This window comes from Mesorhizobium sp. P160927 (assembly GCF_057766385.1).
The window spans coordinates 2,271,376-2,292,282 of the sequence record NZ_JBYMDW010000001.1 but is presented as its reverse complement, the minus strand read 5'-3'; the positions used below and the strand labels follow the sequence as shown (position 1 = coordinate 2,292,282).

Here is a 20,907-nt window from a genome sequence, read left to right as displayed (position 1 = left end):
GCGCAGGTGGCGGGTCTTAACTGAGATCAGAGACTTGGCTGTCTTCTATCAAAGTCAAATGACTTGGCTCCTTCAGATCGAATTCAATTACCCGTGGTGCGAATAGACGTGCATATCGTGTAAAGGCGCTCGTCGGGGGAAACCGAATTACGGTATCGCAGCGCGCGAGAAGATACATCTCAACGAGGGCGGAAATTCCGCCGTCAATCCCGAGTGCTGCAGTGTGTAAGGGGCCACCTTGATTGGATCCGAAGTGCTTCGGGACAGTGAGCAGATCGGGAAACCTGGCCGCCAGAAGATCCAGTATCCGCGCGCTGTCCGTGCATAAGAACAGCCGCACAGGCCTGGGGTGCGGTAACGCCTTAGCCTTGTCAATTGCAGCGCACACTTGCCGAACGGCGAGCTCCGGATCGGCCCAGTAGGGCGCATGCTCCATGATGTCTTCACCGTTACCGTGCCGAACATGAATCCCGATGATGCTGTGCCCCTCAAAACATTCCTGATAAATGGCATCTATGCGGGCTTGAATTTCTGGCCGAGGCTGGACACTCTGGAACACCTGCCGCTCTGCATCCTCATCGCACCGCCACATCAGACAAGCGTCACACACTACTGTGTTCGCTTCGACATCGTGTTCGGCCTGAAAGAGCTCGCCCAACTCATCGCGCTCTTGGAAAATCTGCTCATCTGGCCGGTAAAGGCACTCGATCGCCGGCCTGTTCCACCACTCCGGGAAGAATGGACCAGGGAAGGAAACGTCGTTGATCCGGTCGTCGGAAATAGCCGGCACGCCAGCGATGTCATTGATCGGCTGGAAGAACACCGGAAACGCATTTGTGAAGGGTTGGTCGAGGTAGCAGGCCCCCCGCCAGTCGATGACTAGAGTTCGTCCCGACCGCTGCGCGTAGCGCCAAGCGGCCGCCAACGACCACAGACAATCACCGAACCCCGTACGCCTCCGAGAGACGACGAACCGGCGCTTTTCCACTCCACTAACATACATTTTCGGAAATCTCGTTCAGAGAGGACGTTGCATCCGGTTTGGAATCCTTAGTCGACACGTAGACCCTGACGCCGGGCGCTTGGCAGAGGCCGGGCCATAGGGCAGAAGAGCTCACTCAGCACTGCCCACTAATCCCGTGACGCTCGCACAGCTTGAAGCCGATGCCCTCGCTTCCGGTTCAGCCTTCTCTACTGGGCCTCCGCGGCATATGTAAAATCTATTGATTGGATGCCGGCCATCCATGCGTTGGATGCCATGATGAAGGGGCTCGGCTGACGCGGGCCCGGCCAATAGAGCCGAAACAGCCCGGGAACGCTGCGACACTGCCTGCCAGAGCAAATCGTTCCGTCGACGCCATACGCCAAGGGTGCAAGGCTGCATACAGCAACCGTACCGGGCGAGATGAGGTCGACAGCTCGACGCGCCTGGAACCAGCTGATCGACAGAATCTGCAGTCTGCTCCCAAAGTTCTGCACGACCTGTGCCGGATGCTGTGGTGAGGGCTCGCGGCCACGAACTTTGTCCTCGCCCCGAACGGAAGCTCGCGCCTACGACTCCGGGCCGGCGATGCGCCCCCGCTGCTCGGTCAGACCATCCATTCTGTGGATGCACTTTATCCAAACAATCGATTTCACTGATCCAAACAATTCCCATTAGAAGACGCTGAAGCAAGAAAGAAAGGCGTCCTCACTCGCTGATGGATGAGCAAATCAGCTGCAAGGTGCTGGGAGTACATGTCGCTCACGGCGTGAGCTGAGCGGCACTCAGACCGCATGTACGAAGCCGACGGTTAGCGGCGCAACTCTATTTTGCTGTGACTCCAAGCAAGAGGTGTGCTCGGCTGGCGGACTGTCAATGACGAGCTTCGCGCCGCATCTGTCGAAGTGCTCCATAGCGCACGGGGCTGGCCGCACATTGTGTCGGCGTGGCGAGCCGGAGCCGAAACTTTAAACTTTAATAGAGCAGGAATAGAATGGGCGATAGCAGGAAAGTTGCTCTTATTACGGGCATAACTGGACAGGATGGTGCCTATCTTGCCCGTCTTCTTCTCAAAAAAGGCTACATCGTTCATGGGATTAAGCGACGTTCCTCTTCCTTCAACACGGGTCGTATCGAAGACCTCTACCAAGACCCGCACGAATCCGATCCGCGCCTGATCTTGCATTACGGTGACCTCACTGATTCGACTAACCTCATCCGCGTGGTTCAGGAATCTCAGCCAGACGAAATTTACAACTTGGCTGCTCAGAGCCATGTGCAGGTGTCGTTCGAAACACCTGAGTACACAGCAAACGCGGACGGTATCGGTACATTGCGACTTCTTGAGGCGATTCGCCTCCTCGGTCTGACGGACAAGACCCGCTTCTATCAAGCCTCGACTTCGGAGCTATACGGCCTCGTGCAGTCCGTACCGCAGAACGAAACGACGCCCTTTTATCCGCGCAGCCCTTACGCCGCCGCCAAGCTCTACGCCTACTGGATGGTCGTCAATTATCGCGAGGGCTATGGTATGCACGCTTCCAACGGCATTCTTTTTAATCACGAAAGCCCCCTTCGTGGCGAAACTTTTGTGACGCGCAAGATCAGCCGCGCTGCCGCTGCTATCTACCTGGGCAAGCAGGACAAGCTTTATCTCGGCAATCTCGATGCTCGACGCGATTGGGGCCATGCGCGTGAGTACGTGCGAGGTATGTGGATGATGATACAGCAGGATCAACCGGATGATTACGTGCTGGCTACGGGCAAAACGACTCCTGTCCGCCAATTCGTCGAGTGGGCTTTCGAAGATATCGGCGTCGAAATCGAATGGCGTGGCAAGGGTGTCGGCGAAAAGGGCTATGATGTAGCGAGCGGCAGATGCCTAGTCCAAGTGGACCCACGCTACTTCCGCCCCACGGAAGTCGATCTTCTCCTGGGTGACGCTACCAAGGCGAAGGAGAAGCTCGGCTGGGTGCATGAGACATCCGTGCGCGAGCTTGCTGCGGAAATGGTACGCGAAGACCTGAAGGTCATGCAGACATCTGTAGTCATGAAGGAAGCGTAATGTATGATCTGAACGGAAAAACCGTGTGGGTCGCTGGCCACAAAGGTATGGTGGGCAGCGCTGTTGTACGCCGACTCGCGTCTGAAGACTGCAAAGTTGTGGCCGCCCCTCGGGGAGAGCTAGATCTCAGGCGACAGACCGAGGTTGAAAACTTCGTGGCAGTGATGAAACCGGACGCTATCATTATGGCGGCGGCAAAGGTAGGTGGTATTCTCGCGAACGCCACCTATCCGGTCGACTTTCTTTACGACAATCTGATGATCGAGGCCAATATCTTCGCGGCAGCCCACGAAAACAATGTCGACCGCGTCCTCTTCCTCGGCTCGTCTTGCATCTATCCGAAGATGGCACCACAGCCCATTCCTGAAAGCGCGCTTTTGACCGGGCCACTAGAGCCCACCAACGAATGCTACGCCGTCGCCAAGATCACCGGCATCAAAATGGCTCAAGCCTATCGCCAGCAATATGGCCGCGACTACATCTCCGCTATGCCGACGAATCTCTACGGGCCAGGCGACAATTATGACTTGCAGTCAAGCCACGTCATCCCAGCGCTGATCCGGAAAGCGCATGAAGCTAAGCTCATAAGTGATAAGCAAATCACCATCTGGGGCACGGGCACACCACGTCGGGAATTCATGCACGTCGACGACTGCGCCGACGCATTAGTCTTCCTTCTGAAGAACTACTCTGACCATGATCACGTCAATCTCGGCTGCGGACAGGACATCACGATCCTAGAGCTGACCAGAATGATCTGCCGTGTAGTCGGATTTACTGGGGAGATCGCGCATGATCACTCTAGACCTGACGGTACACCGCGAAAGCTGATGAGCGTCGACAAGCTGCGCACTTTGGGATGGGCAGCAAAGATCACTCTCATGGAAGGCATCGAGAGTGTCTATCATGCATTTCTGAACGGGAGCTACACCGAACGGCGATAGATAAGAGGATTTGCTGCGTCTCAGGCCTGTACGCGCTTTCGGGACCCAGAGCTAATGTAGACTGAGACAATCACTCGATGGCGATAGCGCCAGCCGCGAGGAGCCCTGCCGGGCCCGGACCCCATCCGCTCCAACTCGTCGCCGTGAAGGTCACGGTGCGCTGCCCACGCCGACGCCGACTGCGTCAATCCTCACAAGGGTAACCCTCGATAACCGAACGCGTCTACGGTAACCGAATGTACTTCTTGTTCTCGTCCGAGGGATCTGTCGATGGGCATTCCGGACGAGCCAAAGTTTGAGCATGTTACCTTCAAAACCCGGTTAGCAACGTCGGATTTGGTATGAAATTCGGAACAAGTGGATTACGGGGCCTGGCGACAGAATTGGCAGGAGCCGCCTCTGCCCTATATGCAACGGCATTCGCGACATTCCTGCTGGAATCCGGCCTGGCCAGAATTGGCGACGAGATACTCATAGGGCGCGACTTTCGCGCCTCGAGTCCGGCCATCGCCGCCCTCTGTGCGGCGGCACTGTCTGCGCTCGGCTTCATCGTAGTCGATTGCGGCGCCGTCCCCACCCCTGCCCTGGCACTGTATGCTCAGGCGCGTAAGAGTGGTTGTTTGATGATCACAGGCTCGCACATTCCGGCCGACCGTAATGGAATAAAATTCTATCGACCCGACGGTGAGATCGACAAGGGTGATGAGCGGGAGATAACGCGCATCGCCTTGCAGTTGGAGAAGCGCGGATACGTCCTTGAAGGTGCTGTTGCACGTCGGCAGCACCGGGAGGCCGAATGCAAGGCCTTTTTCATGGCGCGCAATCGAAAGCTTATGGAGATTAATGCTCTAAAGGGCTTAACGGTGGGCGTATATCAGCACAGCACAGTCGCGCGCGATCTCTTGGTTGACATTCTCTCATATCACTGTGCGACGGTCGTAACCCTGGGACGTTCGGAAGGTTTCATTCCTGTCGACACTGAAGCGGTCTCGGACGAGACTGCTCAACAGTTCAAGCTCTGGGCCAAAGAGCATCGGCTTGATGCGGTCGTCTCGGCAGATGGCGATGGTGACCGCCCACTGGTAGCTGACGACCACGGAGACCCCCTTCGCGGTGATTTGTTAGGCCTGATTACGGCGAACTTCCTGCAAGCGAAGGCAGTCGTCACGCCGGTCACATCAAACTCTGGTATCGAGACCGCAGGTTCTTTTAAAGTCGTGCGTACCAAGGTTGGATCGCCATTTGTTATTGCTGCCATGCTCGATTTGGTTGCGTCGGGTCACGAGCGCGTGGTTGGTTTCGAAGCAAACGGTGGTTTGTTGACCGGCACGGACTTTGACCCGAACGGAACTAAACTGCCAGCGCTACCTACACGCGACAGTTTTCTCCCCATCCTCGCGGCACTTTCCCTTGTTAATACAAGTGGGCAGCCACTGTCGGAGATTGGCAGTTCCTTTCAATTGCCGGCGGCGGCAGCGGATCGCTTGGAAAATTTTTCCGTCGAAAGCAGCACTCGCCTCATGACATACCTTCGTACAGCGGAAACTAACATCGCCGCCTTCGTCGGGTCGATTGGAGTGGTAAGCAAGGTTAGCGATGTTGACGGACTTCGTATCACTCTCGCGGATAAGCGTGTCTTGCATTTGCGTCCATCCGGAAATGCCCCGGAAATGCGGTGCTACGTCGAAGCCGAAAATCGGGAGGACGCGGAGCTTTTGCTCCGGACTGGATTGGATCGAATTCGTAATTGGGCGCAAGGCTAAATAAAAGCCGCCTCCCTGCGTATTCCCAGGTGACCCTGGGGGTCGCACAAGCTACTCAAGCGCGATCAGAACGTCCACAGTGTCCCGGCCCTGTCCGCTTTGAAGCGAACCGGAACGCCCGTGGAAACAGCCGATCCGTACCAGCCACGGAGCATCCGGTCGCTCATGGTCAAGGCAGCGCCTTCCGGTAGCGAACAGCCGGTCCCGCACTGACCGCCTGCGCCGCATGTACGATGGCGTTGGTGTCCAGGCCGTGGTGACGGTATAGGTCCGCAATAGTCCCCGTCTGGCCGAACTGCTCGACCCCGAGCGCCTTCACGCGATGCCCGTTAACCCCACCGAGCCACGCGAGCGTCGCCGGGTGGCCGTCGATCACGGTGACGATGCCGCAGTCACGCGATAGCGGCGCGAGCAGCCGCTCGATATGACTCAGGGCGCCAATCGCGCCACGCTGCCGGCCACGTTCCGCCGCCTGCCAGCCCGCATTAAGCCGGTCCGCGGAGGTGATCGCGAGCAGCCCGACATCGCGCCGGTCCTCCGCCAGAAGACCCGTCGCGGCAATCGCCTCCGGCGCGACGACGCCTTGATAAGCAATGACGACACTCGCGTTGGGCCCAGGCGGACGCAGCCAATAGGCGCCATTGACGATGTCCCGCGCGAGCGCCGGGTTCATGTCGCGCAGCGGCTGCTCGAGCGGCCGGGTTGACAGGCGAAGATAGACCGATCCTCCGGTCTGATCACGCAGCCACGTCGTCTCATCCGGATCCCCCTCGCCATTACGTTGCATGTAATCGAAGGCAAAGCGCATGATCACGGACAGTTCGTCGACGAAGGCCGGTTCGAAGGCGCAAAGCCCATCCTGCGCCATGCCGATCAATGGGGTGCCGATCGACTGGTGTGCTCCGCCCTCGGGCGCTAGCGTCACGCCCGAGGGCGTTGCGACCAGCATGAAGCGCGCATCCTGATAGCAGGCGTAGTTTAGCTGGTCGGCCGATCGGTAGATGAAGGGATCATAGACTGTCCCGATCGGCAGCAGGCGCACGCCATTGATCGAGTGCGAGAGACCGAGTGCCCCGAGCATGATCATCAGGTTCGACTCGGCGATCCCGAGCTCGATGTGCTGCCCCTTCGGCCCAAATTCCCAGGTAAAGGTCGACGGAATGCGTTCGGCCTTGAAGGTGTCCGCCATGGTCTCCCGGGCGAAAAGGCCGCGCCGGTTGACCCAGCCACCGAGATTGGTCGAGACCGTCACATCGGGCGAGGTGGTGACAATGCGGTCGGCAAGCAGACTGCGCTCGCGTGCGATGTCGTTCAGGATCTGGCCGAACCCCATCTGGGTCGAGAGCGGCTTGCCGGGCTGCCCCGGTGACGGAAGGGTTTCAGGCACCGGCACCGACGGCGCAGACAGCCTCCTACGCCCCTCACTGAAGAACGGCGCCTTTGCGAAGAAGGCGTCAAGTTCCGCTTCCGGCAAGGTGGCGGCCGCCCATTTGTCCCACTCCTCACCCCGCTTTACGCCCATTTGCAGGCGGTAGTCTTCCATCTGCGTGGGCGTCATCTGCCCCGCGTGGTTGTCCTTGTGTCCGGCAAGCGGCAGACCGTAGCCCTTGATGGTGTAACAGATGAAGCAGACGGGACGGTCATGCCTGGACGCCGCCTCGAAGGCTTCGAGGAGGCTCGGCATGTCATGCCCGCCAAGGTTCGTCATCAACGCCTGCAACTCGTCGTCGGAGCGGCGTTCGATCAGAGTGGTGACCGGCCCTTGGTCTCCGATCTCGTCGAGCAGCCGCTTGCGCCAGGCAGCACCCCCTTGGAAGGTCAGCGCCGAATAGAGCTGGTTCGGACAGCGCTCTATCCACTCGAGCAGCTTCTCGCCCCCCGGCTCGGCAAAGGCAGCCTCTTGCAGAGCGCCGTGGCGCAGGACCATCACGTCCCAGCCGAAGTTGCGAAAAATCTGCTCGAAACGCTGCCAGAGGCCCTCCCGGATCACGGCGTCGAGCGACTGGCGATTGTAGTCGACCACCCACCAGCAGTTCCTGAGCCCGTGCTTCCAGCCTTCGATCAGGGCCTCGTAGATGTTGCCCTCATCCATCTCGGCGTCGCCGATCAGGCTGACCATTCGGCCCTCGGCACGCTCCTTCATCCAGCCGTGACCCGAGACGTAGTCCTGCACCAGCGACGAGAACAGCGTCTGAGCAACGCCGAGGCCCACCGACCCGGTCGAGAAGTCGACATCGTCGACATCCTTCGTCCGCGAAGGGTAGCTCTGCGCGCCCTTGTAGCCGCGGAAGTTCATGAGCTTTTCGTGGGTCTGGTTGCCCGCCAGATACTGAAGTGCATGGAAGATCGGCGCCGCATGGGGTTTGACCGCCACCCGATCCTGCGGGCGCAGGACCGAACCGTAGAGCGCGGTCATGATGGTACTCAGCGACGCGGACGAGGCCTGATGCCCCCCGACCTTGATCTCATCGCACTCGCGGACGTGGTTGGCGTGGTGGATCGTCCAGGCTGCGAGCCAGGAGACGCAGCGCTCGATCTCGTTCAGATATTCCAGTTTCCTCGTCATTCAGTTTCCCGCAAATCAGCTGCCGGTCTCACAGGACCCCCGCCCAAATGGTCAAAGATCGAGTTTCAACACACCTGTCGCGCGCGACACACAGGGGATGAAGCGGTGGCCGCGTGCCTCCTTGGACAGGACGGCATCCCGATGGATCGGCTGTCCCGCCAGCATTGCGCATTCGCAGGTCCCGCACACCCCGTTCTCACACGAGGCCATCAACGGCACACCGGCCGCACGCAAGGCGGCCAGTGCCGTGGTCTCAGCCGAAACCTCAACCACCCTGCCCTCAGCCAGTTCTATGACGAACGGTTCCGGTGGCGCGCCATCAAACTCGGGAGGCTGGAAAGTTTCGAAATGAACAGTACCCTCGGGCCAGTGTTGAGCCGCGCGCCCCACAACCGCCATGAAGCCAGGCGGTCCGCAGTAGTATGTCTGCGCGTCGTCCGAACGGTTCGCCAGCAGCGCGGCGATGTTCTGCCGGGTCTGAGGCTCGTCGTCGAAATGGATCCGCACATTGCCGCCAGGAAGATCGCTCCCGATCGCCGCCAAGAGTGGCGTGAGCGCCCGGCTGCGGGTGAAATAGTGCAACTCGAAGGGCTTGGCCTGCCGGGTGAGCGCGCGCGCCATGGCCAGAATCGGGGTGATCCCGATTCCCCCTGCCAGCAGCAAAGTCGGCCCCTCGCCTGGCTTGAGCGCAAAATGGTTGCGTGGCGCGGAGACAGGCAGTGTGGAGCCGACGGCAATGGTTTCGTGGATCCACGCCGAGCCGCCACGGCCGTCATTCTCGCGCTTCACCGCGATGGTGTAGCGGCCAAGCTCGGTCGGGTCGCCGCAAAGTGAATACTGACGCACCTTCCCTTCAGGCAGATGGACGTCGACGTGAGAACCCGCTTCGAACGCCGGCAGCGCAGGTTTGCGTGGGTGTTTCAGGTCGATGACCAGCACGTCGCCCGGCTCCTTGCGGGCGGCGGTCACGGTCAGCTTCATGATGATGCGCGGCGAGGCCATGGCGTTTCACTCGTCGATGGGCAAGATCAGATCACCGGGGCGGATCACGCCCCCGACCTCGATTGTGCAGTTCAGGCCGGAGCGGTTCAGAAGCCCCTCGTAGAGACCCGGAAGCCCGAGCAACTCCTCGATATACTTGCACGGCACATTCATCCGGGCGGCCCTGAGAATCGTTTCCCCGACCCGGAAGCGTTTGCCGACAAGATGGCTAAGCGGAACGCCTCGTGTCGTCAGATTGCGCCGGTGATCTTCGGGTGCGAGCTTGGCCTTGAAGCCCGGAATTCTGGGTTCGCCCTGCGCGATGGCGTCCAAGACTTCAGCTTCGATCAGCGTCACTTCGCGAACGTCAGGACGCGCGGAATAGGTCCCCGTCCCCAGGTAGTAGCGGTCTCCGACAACGCCTTGGCCGGCAATAAGCTGCGCCTGCGCCAGCTCCTCCATTTCATAGGAGGCGGCAGGCGCGATATGGACGTGAAGCAGCTTTCCTCGCCAGGTCATCATCGCTCTCGGAAATTCGTCTCGTGGAAACCTGCTGCAAAACTGGCCTGATCAACAGCGCCAGTTGCATGGCATTTTCCCGGTCCAGTTGGCTGTTTGGAAAGAAATACGGGGGGCCCTCGGACCGTTTTCAGCGCCAGCTTTCGGCGTCGCCCCGGCTCAGTTGTTCCGCGCCGGCATCGCGTCTTGCACCTGCTTGACAACCTCTCGCAGGACCTCAACGCCCTTCCCGATCTGCCGAATGCTCAAGGCGGCATAGCCCATGACAAGTCCGACGCGATCGGTGCGGCCTTGGTCCGATGGCCGTTCGTAGAGCGGCGAGATCAGGTGTAGCCCCAGGCCAGCGTCGCGGGCGGATTCGACCAAGGCCGTTTCCCGCGATCGTGGCAGGTCATTGAACCAAACCGCGACGTGAAGTCCCGCATCTGCTCCCTGGACAGTGATGCGATCCCCGAAGCTGTGCTGCAAGGCACCCAACAACGTTTCCCGACGCTCGCCGTTCAGCCTGCGCACACGGCGCACATGGCTTTCGTAGCCGCCGCTCTCGATCAACGATGCCAGCGCTTCCTGTTCAGCGACCGGCGAATGCCGGTCTGCGAATTGTTTGGCGGTTGCGAAGACCTCCTGCAATTCGGGCGGGACGACGAGGTAGCCGATGCGCAGCATCGGCGAGAGCGTTTTGGAGATCGTGCCGAGGTAGATGACAGCCCCGTGGTCCTCGAGACTGTGCAGCGGAGGGACCGGATTGATGTCGTAGCGATATTCGCTGTCGTAGTCGTCCTCGATCACATAGGCGTTGTTGTGCCGCGCCCATTTCAGAAGCTGATGGCGGCGCGCGATCGGCATGACGCCGCCCAGCGGAAACTGATGCGATGGCGTCACATAAGCCAGTCGTGCTCCGATCCCCGCCAGCAACTCGGTCCTCATCCCGTCTTCGTCGACGATGACCGGGATGGGTGAGGCACCCGTACTGGCAAAGACCTGACGCGCCATCCTGTAGCACGGATCCTCGATGACGAAACGGTCGGCGGGATCGAGAAGCAGGCGCGCGCACAGATCAAGGCCCTGCTGCGAACCGTTCACAACTATGATCTGGTCGAGGTCGCAGCTCAGGGTCCGGGCGCGCCAGAGATAGCCCTGAAGCGCCTGGCGAAGCCGGCGCGAGCCGCGAGGATCGTCATAGGCAAGACGCAGCGGGCGCTGCCCCATCGCCTCGTTCATCGCGCGTTTCCAGACCAATGATGGGAAATCCGACGGTGCCAGGTCGCCATAGCGGAACTCGACCTTCAGCCCAGTCGGCAGATAATCTGGCCAGGGTGACGTCGCGCGCAGCCGCTCGCCATATGCGGACAGGTGGATCGGGCCGACCCGTTGCGCGTGAGTGCGCCCCGTCCCATGGCCGATCAACGAAGACGCAACGCGAGGTCGTGCGCCTTGACGGACTTCGATGAAACCCTCCGCAGCCAGTTGCTCATAGGCGACCGTCACCGTGGTTCGCGAAACGCCGAGGTCATTTGCCAGGGCCCGGGAGGATGGCAACTGACTGCCGGTTTCGTAGACGCCGCCGAGGATTTGCTCGCGAAGGGCTTCGTATATCTGGCGTGCACCCATCGCGTGCGAGCGCGCTGCAGACCCGGCACTTGAAGACTGGACCATCTCTTTCATCGCCAACTGGATATTTCACATTGGCCAGGTTGCCGTCAATCTTTCGGAACCCCAAGAGAGATCGCAGAGGCCGAATGACCAGCTCCCATCAATCCGAAACCGATGCTCCCACGGGGTCGCTCAACCGCACCAGCCCCGGATTTGCCACCCGGGCGATCCATCATGGCTACGATCCGGCCGGCTTTTCCAATGCCGTCCAGCCGCCAGTGTTCCTGACGTCAACCTATGGGTTCGAAAGCGTGGCAGCAAACGATGCCGCCGCCGCCCTTGGTGGAAGGCTCTATGCGCGCGAATACAATCCCACGACCGAGATCCTCGAGCAGCGGCTCGCGAATCTGGAAGGAGCCGAGGCGGGGCTGGTTGTTGCCTCGGGGATGGCGGCCTTCGGCACTCTGATCCTGTCGCTCCTGTCCCAGGGCGATGAACTCATCGTCCACAAGACGCTTTATGCGAACACGCTTGCCATGGTCGAACAGGCGGTCCCCCGCTTCGGCATCAAGGTCGTCGCGGTCGATCTGTCAAATCCCCACAATCTCGATGCTGCGATCACCGAGCGGACGCGGCTGGTTTTCTTCGAGACGCCGGTGAATCCGCTGAGCCGCATCCTCGACATAGCGGCAATTGCCGAGCGCGCTCACGCGCGCGGTGTAAGGGTTGCAGTCGACAGCACCTTCGCCTCGCCCGCGCTCCAGCGACCGCTTGAGCACGGGGCGGACATCGTGCTCCATTCGATGACCAAGTACATCAATGGTCATGGCGATGCCCTTGGCGGGGCGCTTCTCGGCGACGCCCAAACGCTCCGTACGCTGCATGAAACGGGCCTGCGCTACATCACCGGCGCAGCGCTCTCGCCCATGTCAGCTTTCCTAATCCTGCGCGGTCTCAAGACGCTGACGCTGCGTATGGAACGGCACAGCGCCACAGCCCTTGCGGTGGCTCGGGCGCTGGAAGCGCACCCGGCGGTGGCATTTGTGAGTTATCCGTTCCTCGACTCGCACCCTGATCAGGTGACGGCGCGAAAACAGATGTCCAACGGATCGGGCATGTTGGCCTTTGGCCTCCACGCTGGATACGAAGGAGCGCGCCGGATGATGGACCGGCTCAACCTGATCATTCGCGCCGTCAGCCTCGGCGATGCCGACAGCCTCATCTATCATCCAGCAAGCCTCACCCGTGCTCGGCAGCCGATCCGCAAGGATGCCCATTTGGCCGATGGAGTCGGCGAGGATCTCATGCGTCTCTCGGTGGGGCTTGAAGACGCTGATGACCTGATCGCCGATCTGCGGCGGGCTTTGGACGTCTTGTAATGACCTGGCGTGCGGCCACCTCTGCGCTCACACATAGATCTGGAGCCTTGCCATGGCATTCCTGAGCGGTCTTTCCGCGTTCCCCATCACCCCGACCAATCGTGACGGCCGCGTCGATAGCGTTGCCCTGCGCAGGCTGATTGCTCGGCTTGGCATTGCTCAGGTCGATTCCATCGGTCTTCTCGGCAGCACCGGCACATACATCTATCTGTCGCGCGAGCAACGGCGGCGGGCGCTCTCCGAGACCTTGGACCAAACGGCGGGGCAAATGCCGGTCGTGGTGGGTGTGGGCGCGCTGCGCACCGATGAAGCCGTGGGGCTCGCGCAAGACGCCAAGGCCCTTGGAGCAGCTGCGGGGTTGCTTGCCGCCGCCTCCTACACCCCGCTTACTGATGACGAGGTGTTCGATCATTTCTCCACTGTGGCGCGCGAAAGTGGCCTGCCGATCGTCGTCTACGACAATCCAGGAACGACGCATTTCCATTTCAGTCCACCCCTTGTCAGCCGCCTGGCAAAGGTGGCTGGGATTGTCGCCATCAAGAATCCGACAGACAAAAGCGATGCGATCAAGAACCACCTGACCGCCCAGAGGCGCACACTGCCGGAAGGGTTCTCGATTGGTTACAGCGGCGACTGGAACGCCGCCGAGGCCATGATCGCCGGCGCCGACACATGGTACAGCGTCCTCGCGGGCATCCTGCCCGAGGTCTGCATGACGATCGTCACAGCGGCGCAACAGGGCGATGCGGCCGAAGCGCGACGGATCAATGCCGCGCTGGTCCCGATCTGGAGCCTCTTCAAGGAGTTCTCGAGCCTTCGCGTCGTCTATGCACTCGCTGAATTGCTCGACGTTTGCAGTGCCGAACCCCCGCGTCCCATCCTACCTCTGCCCCCAGCAGCGAAGCGCCAGATCGCCGCCGCGTTGAAAGGTTTGCCATCGGATGCCAGCCGGTGAACAGCAAACCCCGTTCGGCAAGTGAAAGGTATTTACCCGCTCATTTCGAGAACTGATCGAAAACAACGCACTCGGCGTGCTGATAGCCATGGCTGGAGCGGTCTCGACGCCAATCACACCCCCTTCGAACTCGACAATCGACTGAGGTACAGACTGCGCAGGGCACTCCGCCCATGCCGCACCGTTCGCCTTCAAACTAGGAATCGGTGGTTTATCCATTGGAATGGCATCGAGCCGGCGCTTTACTTCCGGCCCGGTGCGCGCATTGAAGCCGGTGCCAAGCCGCCGGCGAACACCAGATTTCCGTCCTCGACATTCGCCAGAGCACGCTTCCCGACCGCCGTAACTGTTGCCGGGTTCGCAGCCGCTGACGATGAACTCATCACTCAGCACGCATTTTGTCTCACCCATTCTTGGCGCCGGCCGGATCGATATGGACTGACACGCAGCTTGGAGACGATGCCCTCGAGGCCGAACTGGGAGACTTGCGCGAGAATGTCGCTGCCGCCGCTGATCTCGTCGCTCAGAACGATGCCGTTTGGCGGCGTCTCAGCAGGTTAACTAGCGCTTTGCGCCGATCGACGAGTGGCCGATCGCGAAGACCCTCGCCGTTGATCTCGAGCAGGTCGAAGCCGGCAAGCATGGTCCTGACGTCTCCCGCCGCGGCCAAGAGCCCGCTGAAGACTGGGAATGCGCGACAAGCCTTCTGGTCAACGACGAACGCCTCACCGTCTATTATCGCGTCCGAGGCGCCGAGCTCGGCCACCGCCCGGGACGATAGCCGGAAACCTGAGGGTCCAGTCGTGGAGGTTGCGGGTCGAGGTAGGCCCCCATCGATAGTAGTCCCATTTCATTTCGTGTAGCCAATCAGGGCCCTGCCGGACGCGGCCGACCAGCGGTCGATGTTCGCGACGACCCGAATGTCCAGTCTCGTGTAACCCAGCCTAAAGCGGCCTGTCCGCCCAAAGACATTCAGTTGCCTCCAGCCTTTCGACACGACCCACTTCACGATCTCGTAACTCGCCAACCTAGCGGCTTGTTGCTTGAGCTGCGCGTTCCTAGTGTGTGGTCGCTAGGCCTCAGCAACAAGAGCTCGGTTGCCAGGCGGGCGGAGGCTCAACGAGATAGCCAGCTCAGGACAAGGAGAGCAAGCAATGGTCGCTTTTACCCTCAATGGCGAGGCGCGAACACTCGACGTCGATCCAGAGATGCCGCTGCTGTGGGCGGTCCGTGACGTCATCGGACTCACGGGAACGAAATTCGGTTGCGGGCTTGCCCAGTGCGGCGCTTGCACGGTTCACGTTAACGGCATGCCGACGCGCTCGTGCCAGACCGCAGTCGGCGACATCGAAGGAGCCTCGATCACCACCATTGAGGGTGTGTCGGGCAAGATAGGCGAAACGGTCCAGGCCGTGTGGGCCGAGTTCGACGTACCTCAATGCGGCTATTGCCAGTCTGGCCAGATCATGTCGGCCGTGGCCCTCCTTACAGAGACGCCTAAGCCGTCGGACGATGATATTGATTCGGCGATGAGCGGCAACCTCTGCCGCTGCGCCACCTATCATCGCATCCGCGCGGCCATCCACGAGACCGCCAACCGGCTGGAGACTTGAGGCATGTCGCAGTTTCTCTCGAAGCATAACTCCGTGCGGCCCACGCGCCGCCGGTTCCTCGTCGGCGCGGGCGCCACCACCGCTGGCCTCGCCGTGGGCTACCGGCTAGTGCTGGCGGCGTCCGACATCGCACAAACGACTACTGCAAAGGTTCAGGCGAACCCCTTCCAGACCTATGTCGAGATCACAAAGGAGAACCGAATCATCATCCACTCCTCGCAGTTCGAGATGGGACAAGGCTCCTATTTCGGCATCGCCACCCTGGTTATGGAAGAGCTCGACGGCGACTGGGCGCAGGTGGACGTGGTCGGCGGATATGGCAATACCGCGCTCTACGGCAATCTCGCCTGGGGCGGGGCCGCACAGGCGACTGGTGGCTCCACGTCGATGAGTTCGTCGTGGGAACGCTACCGCAAGGCGGGTGCTGCCGCACGGGCCTTGCTGGTGGCGGCCGCGGCGCAGCGGTGGGATGTGCCAGCCGGCGAGGTCAAAGTCGCTTCCGGGGTCGTGTCGCACGCCTCAGGGATGCAGGCGCGCTACGGTGACCTGGCTGAAGCCGCAGCGGGAATGCCGGTTCCCGACGACGTGCCGCTAAAGCCGCGCGACAAGTGGGCCCAGATCGGATCGGACAGCGTCAAGCGCTACGATTCCGCCGGCAAGACCAACGGCGCGCAGACCTACACGATCGACCTCATGATGGAGGGGCTCCAGACGGCCGTTATGATCCATCCGCCGAAGTTCGGCGCCGAGATCGAGAGCTTCGACGCAACCAAGGCCAAGGCACTCGACGGCATTGTCGATGTCGTCCAGACGCCGCGAGGCATTGCCGTGGTTGGCAGGGACACCTGGACGGCGCTCAAGGGCCGCGACCTCGTGGAGGTGACCTGGAACGAGGAGAAGGCCGAAGGGCGCGGCACGGCCGAGATCATGGCCGAATACAACAAGGCAGCAGACGATCTGGGCGCGGCCACCGCGCGCGACGACGGTAACACTCCCGCAGCGTTCGCCAGTGCTGAGAAAATCATCGAGGGGCACTACGAATTCCCCTATCTTGTCCATGCTTCGATCGAGCCACTCAACGCGGCCGCCCGAATCAACGAAGACGGCACCATCGACGTCTGGGGCGGACACCAGATGCCCGACCTTTATCAGGCGGCTGCCGCTCAGGTAGGCGGCACCACGCCGGACAAGGTGAGGCTGCACGTGATGAAGACCGGCGGCAGTTTCGGCCGCCGCGCGGTCTTGGATGCAGATGTCATTATCGAAGCTGTTTCCACAGCGCGTGCACTGGGACGCGGCAAGCCAGTGAAGGTGCAGTGGACCCGCGAGAATGACATGCGGGGTGGGCGGTACCGGCCGGCCTATGTGCACGCAGTCAAGGCGGGGCTCGACAAGAAAGGCAATGTCGTCGCTCTCCATGACCACATCGTGGGCCAATCGGTCTTGGGCGGTTCGACCTCTGCGGCGATGATCAAGAACGGCATCGATCCAACCTCCGTAGAGGGCGCCACCAACCTGCCCTATGCGATCCCGAACCTGAAGGTCGAGCTGACCACCACGGACGTGAACATCCCGGTGCTGTGGTGGCGTTCGGTAGGCTCCACCCACACCGCTTACGCGGTGGAAACCCTGATCGATGAGCTGGCCGCCGCTGCGAACCGTGATCCGGTCGACTTCCGCTTGTCAATGCTCGGTCACCACCCACGGCATGCCGCCGTGCTTAAAGTGGCTGCTGAGAAGGCAGGCTGGGACAAGCCTCTGCCGGAAGGCCGTTTCCGCGGCGTGGCCCTGCATGAAAGCCTCTCGACCTATGTCGCCGATGTGGTGGAGATCACCCTCAACGATGAAAATGGTTTCAAGGTCGACCGCGTCGTCTGCGCGGTAGATTGCGGCACCGCGATAAATCCTGACCAGATTCGCGCTCAGATGGAGGGCGGTATCGGCTTCGGGCTAGGCGCGATCCTCCAGGAGGAGCTGACCCTGAATGGCGGTGTCGTAGACCAAGAGAACTACGATACCTATACACCGCTCAGGATCGAGCAGATGCCGCGAGTCGAGGTGCACATTGTGCCGTCCGAGGAGCCGCCCACGGGAGTTGGTGAGCCAGGTGTGCCGCCGATCGGCCCGGCCGTCGCCAACGCGCTACGGGCGGCGACGGGCAAGACTATCCGCAAGCTGCCGATTATAAAGAACATGTCAGAAATGACACCATGAAACAGCCGCGATGAAGATCGCGCCGTTTTCGAACGCCTCCTGACAGGCGCTCATTTCCATGGGTCAAATTCCGGCGGCTGCCCGCTGCAATATCCCGTTTGGAGACGGCACCCCGTGGTCTGAACGACCACAGACGGGCCTTGGCGCCGGTTCCACTGAAGAACCGCTTTCGAGACGCAAATGCGTCCACTCCATGAAGAGCACAACCGTATAGCACCAGGAAGGCTAGCTACCTCCATCGCTTCGGAGACCCAGGACCCTCAGAAAACCGAACCTCCCGAGCTCAGAGGCGCTCGTGATCACAATCGCGCTGGTGCGTGGATCATTGTTCAAGGGTTTGCCGATAGGCAGGCGAGATGGCCGATCGACATGATCTTCGCCCGATGCCCTACAAACACAATGTCAGCCGCTGTCACGGAGTCGCGAAGACGAAGGCAATGAGGGTCGACGCCGATACTCATTGTTTGGTTGACAGAGCGCTTGGAATGCCATGCGCTTCACATCGGAGTAGCCATCCGGGAAGCCTGAAGCGCTTTGAAAACGCATGTGCTGCGGCTGTTATTCATAGCGTGGATGACTTTGATCAAAACAATCGATTTCATCACTCTTCCGGAATCGTGCATGGACAAAAAAGAGCCTCACGCACCAATCACACGCTGCTCTATCGCGTGACGAAAGCTGCCTTGGGAATAATCCAAAGGAGAAAATCTTCGATGCGCCCTGACGTGCAGTGGAGGTCGTGCCGAGAAAGTGAGTTGCAACTGGCCGACAATGTCGGGCGGTGCGACCATGGTCGCTTCGGAGAATGAAATCGGGCCAGTTCGCGGGGGCGGTACTGTTATTCGTCGACGGCCGCCCTTCCCAAGAACAGGCGGCATCGCAAGTTGGTTCTGCCGATGAAAACGACATCGCCGGATACATGTCAGCAGCCGCTCAGGATTGGATGATCCAGCCAAGCTCTCGGCGTGATGGCACCGTAGGCGTCACAGTCGAAGCATCTCATTGATCGTTTATGAGGCTTTCTTCGATGCCGCTGATGCCTGACGGGCGGTCGCAGCTGCAGGCGACAACACGGCCTATTTAGTTGGAAACAGTCGAGGTAAGCCAATTTGGCTTCCCGTTACTATTTGGAGAAAGAAATGCTGTGCCTAGGAATCAGCGGCGGACTTGACCAAGTCCATGAAAACCGATTCGAGCGTCCGAACGCCTTTATGCACGATGGCGCCGCGGTGCTCGTCCGAGACGGAAAGGTGATAGCCGCCGTAGAAGAGGAACGCCTCAATCGAATCAAGCACTCGAACAAGCTGCCAAGTGGTTCGATTCAATACTGTCTCTCGACGGCCGGGGTTCAGCTCAGCGACATTGATCGTGTCGCGGTCTACGCCAGCGAGCCCTATGCCAACGCCATGCTTGAAGGTATGTCCGCTTCCCAACCGGACATTCTCTCCACTCCGTTGGATGCTAAAATGTTGGTGCAGAACCTGTTAGCGCGTGAGTTCGGCACTAAGTTGGACAGTTCGCGTATTTCATTCGTAGGTCATCATCAGGCGCACGCCGTGAGCGCCTTTGCAATGTCGGGCTTCGAACAAAGTCTCATTCTAGCGATTGATGGCTGTGGTGATTTCCTGTCGGGCCTTGTGGCGGTAGGGTCTGGCACAGAAATTACGCAAATCGAGGCTTTCCCGGAGGACAATTCTCTTGGGCTGTTTTATCTCGAGACGATCCGCTGTCTCGGCTACGGCATGTTCGACGAGTATAAGGTAATGGGACTCGCGCCCTATGGCGACCCCGCTCCCTATCGCGAGCTCTTCGAGCAGTTCTACGAGCTCTCCGCCAACGGTGGCTACCGTGTTCACCTCGACCGCATCGGTCCGGCGTTGCTCCGCAACATCGAGATCAGGCGAAAGGGAATGCCTTTCACCCAGCAGCATCGAGATGTGAGTGCGTCACTGCAGGAAGCGCTTGAGCGGATCGTGTTCCACATTCTCCGGCACCACCGTGAGGCCACCGGCATGAAGCGGTTGTGTCTGGCGGGAGGGGTAGCCCACAACTGCACGATGAACGGCAAGCTGCTGTATTCAGGGCTTTTCGAAGACATCTTCGTGCAACCCGCGTCTCACGACGCTGGCTGCGCATTGGGAGCTGCGCTGATAGTCTCTAACGAGATGGGCCGCCCCGCGCCGCGTGAGCGACTGCAGGAGGTCTATTGGGGTCCTGATCTCGGGAGCGACCGCGCCGTGGAACAGGAACTGAATGCATGGTCCGGACATCTCGAGGTTGAACGCTCTTATGACGTAGCGAGCAGTGCAGCCCACTGGATCACCAACGGCGCCGTGATCGGCTGGGTGCAGGGTCGTTCGGAGTTTGGGCCACGTGCGCTGGGCAACCGCAGCATTCTTGCCGACCCTCGGCCCGCTGCAAACAAGGACCGGATCAATGCCATGGTCAAGAAGCGCGAAGGCTATAGGCCTTTCGCACCATCTGTGCTGGAAGAGGATGCGAGCGAATTTTTCGACCTCCCGGACGGTAAGCACGAATTTCCATTCATGAATTTCGTCGTTCGCGTGCGTGACTCAAAGCGCGCCTTGTTGGGTGCCATTACGCACGTCGACGGTACGGCTCGGCTGCAAACAGTATCGCGCGATGCCAACCCCGCTTACTGGGAGGTCATCAATGCGTTCAAGAAGCGGACAGGCACTCCAATTCTGCTCAATACGTCCTTTAACAACAATGCTGAACCGATCGTGGATACGGTTGCAGACGCGATTGCCACATTTTTGACGACAGAGCTGGATGGACTTGTGGTCGGGCCCTTCCTGGTAAAAAAACGGGCTGCAACGCTGCAGGATTGGACTGCGCTTGCGATTTCCTTGCCTCCCTCAGTCTCCCTCCATCAAACCCGTGCTTACACAGCGCGAGATCATCAGGAGACTGTCTGCGAGATTATTCCGAACCACTCCAGCATTGACAGTGTGCGAATTTCAAACGACCTGTTTAATCTGCTGATGCGGATTGAGGGCGAAGCCGTGTTAAGCGATCACCTCAATATAATTGCGCCCGATCAGGCTGAGCATGAAGCTCTGCTGGAGGACCTGCGAAGACTGTGGGAGCAGCGCCTGGTTCGGCTGCATCCCTCACAAGCTGCTCGGATGGATCATGGGTCCGATAAAACGCCGGACCAGCCTAATAGGCTATCAATGTGATAGAGATGCCGCTCAAGCTCGGCCAATCAATAGTGTTCATCGACCCCGCCTGCGAGCTCACCGCTGTGATTAGAGGGGTCGAGGTCGCCCTGGTCAGTATGCTTAGGAATGCTATTGAATGGGTCGTGTG

Annotated in this window: 14 protein-coding genes; 8 read left to right on the top strand and 6 right to left on the bottom strand. The window is 60.1% G+C overall.

Going from position 1 to position 20,907, the window contains the following annotated elements; translation table 11 throughout:
- Positions 1-16: 16 nt before the first annotated feature.
- Positions 17-1,003, bottom strand: coding sequence for a nodulation protein NodZ (locus AC3CB8_RS11140; protein WP_352550314.1), 987 nt, complete (start codon positions 1,001-1,003; stop codon positions 17-19).
- Between the two features lie 973 nt (positions 1,004-1,976).
- Here AC3CB8_RS11140 and gmd point away from each other — a divergent pair.
- The 3 genes from gmd (at position 1,977) to AC3CB8_RS11125 (ending at position 5,754) form a co-directional block, all read left to right on the top strand.
- Entirely contained in the window at positions 1,977-3,047 is a 1,071-nt protein-coding gene (gmd, locus tag AC3CB8_RS11135) for a GDP-mannose 4,6-dehydratase (protein WP_023796270.1), read from the top strand.
- Entirely contained in the window at positions 3,047-3,991 is a 945-nt protein-coding gene (gene fcl, locus AC3CB8_RS11130) for a GDP-L-fucose synthase (protein ID WP_352676367.1), read from the top strand. The genes gmd and fcl overlap by 1 nt, the downstream gene beginning before the upstream one ends.
- Positions 3,992-4,332: 341 nt before the next feature.
- Positions 4,333-5,754, top strand: a complete 1,422-nt coding sequence (locus AC3CB8_RS11125; protein WP_031252537.1) for a phosphomannomutase — start codon at positions 4,333-4,335, stop codon at positions 5,752-5,754.
- Between the two features lie 169 nt (positions 5,755-5,923).
- On the opposite strand, the gene AC3CB8_RS11120 is transcribed toward AC3CB8_RS11125, so the two are convergent.
- The 4 genes from AC3CB8_RS11120 to pdxR form a co-directional block, all read right to left on the bottom strand.
- The gene (locus tag AC3CB8_RS11120; RefSeq protein ID WP_352726713.1) at positions 5,924-8,320 is read right to left on the bottom strand and encodes a transketolase; all 2,397 of its coding nucleotides are present in this window, start codon (positions 8,318-8,320) and stop codon (positions 5,924-5,926) included.
- Positions 8,321-8,371: 51 nt separating this feature from the next.
- Positions 8,372-9,322, bottom strand: coding sequence for a PDR/VanB family oxidoreductase (locus AC3CB8_RS11115; protein ID WP_352726715.1), 951 nt, complete (start codon positions 9,320-9,322; stop codon positions 8,372-8,374).
- A 6-nt stretch (positions 9,323-9,328) separates the two neighbouring features.
- A complete protein-coding gene (locus tag AC3CB8_RS11110) occupies positions 9,329-9,820 on the bottom strand; it encodes an MOSC domain-containing protein (protein ID WP_023704114.1) in 492 nt (163 codons plus the stop codon).
- A gap of 159 nt (positions 9,821-9,979) precedes the next feature.
- The gene (gene pdxR / locus AC3CB8_RS11105; RefSeq protein WP_435053106.1) at positions 9,980-11,476 is read right to left on the bottom strand and encodes a MocR-like pyridoxine biosynthesis transcription factor PdxR; all 1,497 of its coding nucleotides are present in this window, start codon (positions 11,474-11,476) and stop codon (positions 9,980-9,982) included.
- Positions 11,477-11,559: 83 nt separating this feature from the next.
- Here pdxR and AC3CB8_RS11100 point away from each other — a divergent pair, with 83 nt between their 5' ends.
- The gene (locus AC3CB8_RS11100; protein WP_023697828.1) at positions 11,560-12,792 is read left to right on the top strand and encodes a trans-sulfuration enzyme family protein; all 1,233 of its coding nucleotides are present in this window, start codon (positions 11,560-11,562) and stop codon (positions 12,790-12,792) included.
- A 52-nt stretch (positions 12,793-12,844) separates the two neighbouring features.
- On the top strand, positions 12,845-13,747 hold the full coding sequence (locus AC3CB8_RS11095) for a dihydrodipicolinate synthase family protein (RefSeq protein ID WP_023685525.1): 903 nt from the start codon (positions 12,845-12,847) through the stop codon (positions 13,745-13,747).
- A gap of 523 nt (positions 13,748-14,270) precedes the next feature.
- Here AC3CB8_RS11095 and AC3CB8_RS11090 read toward each other — a convergent pair.
- Entirely contained in the window at positions 14,271-14,513 is a 243-nt protein-coding gene (locus AC3CB8_RS11090) for an ATP-dependent DNA ligase (protein WP_352550309.1), read from the bottom strand.
- A gap of 388 nt (positions 14,514-14,901) precedes the next feature.
- Here AC3CB8_RS11090 and AC3CB8_RS11085 point away from each other — a divergent pair, with 388 nt between their 5' ends.
- The 3 genes from AC3CB8_RS11085 to AC3CB8_RS11075 all read left to right on the top strand — a co-directional run bounded on the left by AC3CB8_RS11085 (position 14,902) and on the right by AC3CB8_RS11075 (position 20,777).
- Positions 14,902-15,360, top strand: coding sequence for a (2Fe-2S)-binding protein (locus tag AC3CB8_RS11085; protein ID WP_023708041.1), 459 nt, complete (start codon positions 14,902-14,904; stop codon positions 15,358-15,360).
- A gap of 3 nt (positions 15,361-15,363) precedes the next feature.
- The gene (locus AC3CB8_RS11080; RefSeq protein WP_352726717.1) at positions 15,364-17,574 is read left to right on the top strand and encodes a xanthine dehydrogenase family protein molybdopterin-binding subunit; all 2,211 of its coding nucleotides are present in this window, start codon (positions 15,364-15,366) and stop codon (positions 17,572-17,574) included.
- Positions 17,575-18,713: 1,139 nt separating this feature from the next.
- The gene (locus AC3CB8_RS11075; protein ID WP_023796259.1) at positions 18,714-20,777 is read left to right on the top strand and encodes a carbamoyltransferase family protein; all 2,064 of its coding nucleotides are present in this window, start codon (positions 18,714-18,716) and stop codon (positions 20,775-20,777) included.
- Positions 20,778-20,907 lie beyond the last annotated feature (130 nt).

What these genes read in the sequence shown, in the direction of transcription:
- AC3CB8_RS11125 (WP_031252537.1), top strand. Translation starts at nt 4,333, where the DNA reads ATGAAATTCGGAACAAGTGGATTACGGGGCCTGGCGACAGAATTGGCA.
- AC3CB8_RS11095 (WP_023685525.1), top strand. Translation starts at nt 12,845, where the DNA reads ATGGCATTCCTGAGCGGTCTTTCCGCGTTCCCCATCACCCCGACCAAT.
- gmd (WP_023796270.1), top strand. Translation starts at nt 1,977, where the DNA reads ATGGGCGATAGCAGGAAAGTTGCTCTTATTACGGGCATAACTGGACAG.
- AC3CB8_RS11120 (WP_352726713.1), bottom strand. Translation starts at nt 8,320, where the DNA reads ATGACGAGGAAACTGGAATATCTGAACGAGATCGAGCGCTGCGTCTCC.
- AC3CB8_RS11085 (WP_023708041.1), top strand. Translation starts at nt 14,902, where the DNA reads ATGGTCGCTTTTACCCTCAATGGCGAGGCGCGAACACTCGACGTCGAT.
- AC3CB8_RS11075 (WP_023796259.1), top strand. Translation starts at nt 18,714, where the DNA reads ATGCTGTGCCTAGGAATCAGCGGCGGACTTGACCAAGTCCATGAAAAC.
- AC3CB8_RS11140 (WP_352550314.1), bottom strand. Translation starts at nt 1,003, where the DNA reads ATGTATGTTAGTGGAGTGGAAAAGCGCCGGTTCGTCGTCTCTCGGAGG.
- fcl (WP_352676367.1), top strand. Translation starts at nt 3,047, where the DNA reads ATGTATGATCTGAACGGAAAAACCGTGTGGGTCGCTGGCCACAAAGGT.
- pdxR (WP_435053106.1), bottom strand. Translation starts at nt 11,476, where the DNA reads ATGGTCCAGTCTTCAAGTGCCGGGTCTGCAGCGCGCTCGCACGCGATG.
- AC3CB8_RS11080 (WP_352726717.1), top strand. Translation starts at nt 15,364, where the DNA reads ATGTCGCAGTTTCTCTCGAAGCATAACTCCGTGCGGCCCACGCGCCGC.
- AC3CB8_RS11110 (WP_023704114.1), bottom strand. Translation starts at nt 9,820, where the DNA reads ATGACCTGGCGAGGAAAGCTGCTTCACGTCCATATCGCGCCTGCCGCC.
- AC3CB8_RS11115 (WP_352726715.1), bottom strand. Translation starts at nt 9,322, where the DNA reads ATGGCCTCGCCGCGCATCATCATGAAGCTGACCGTGACCGCCGCCCGC.
- AC3CB8_RS11100 (WP_023697828.1), top strand. Translation starts at nt 11,560, where the DNA reads ATGACCAGCTCCCATCAATCCGAAACCGATGCTCCCACGGGGTCGCTC.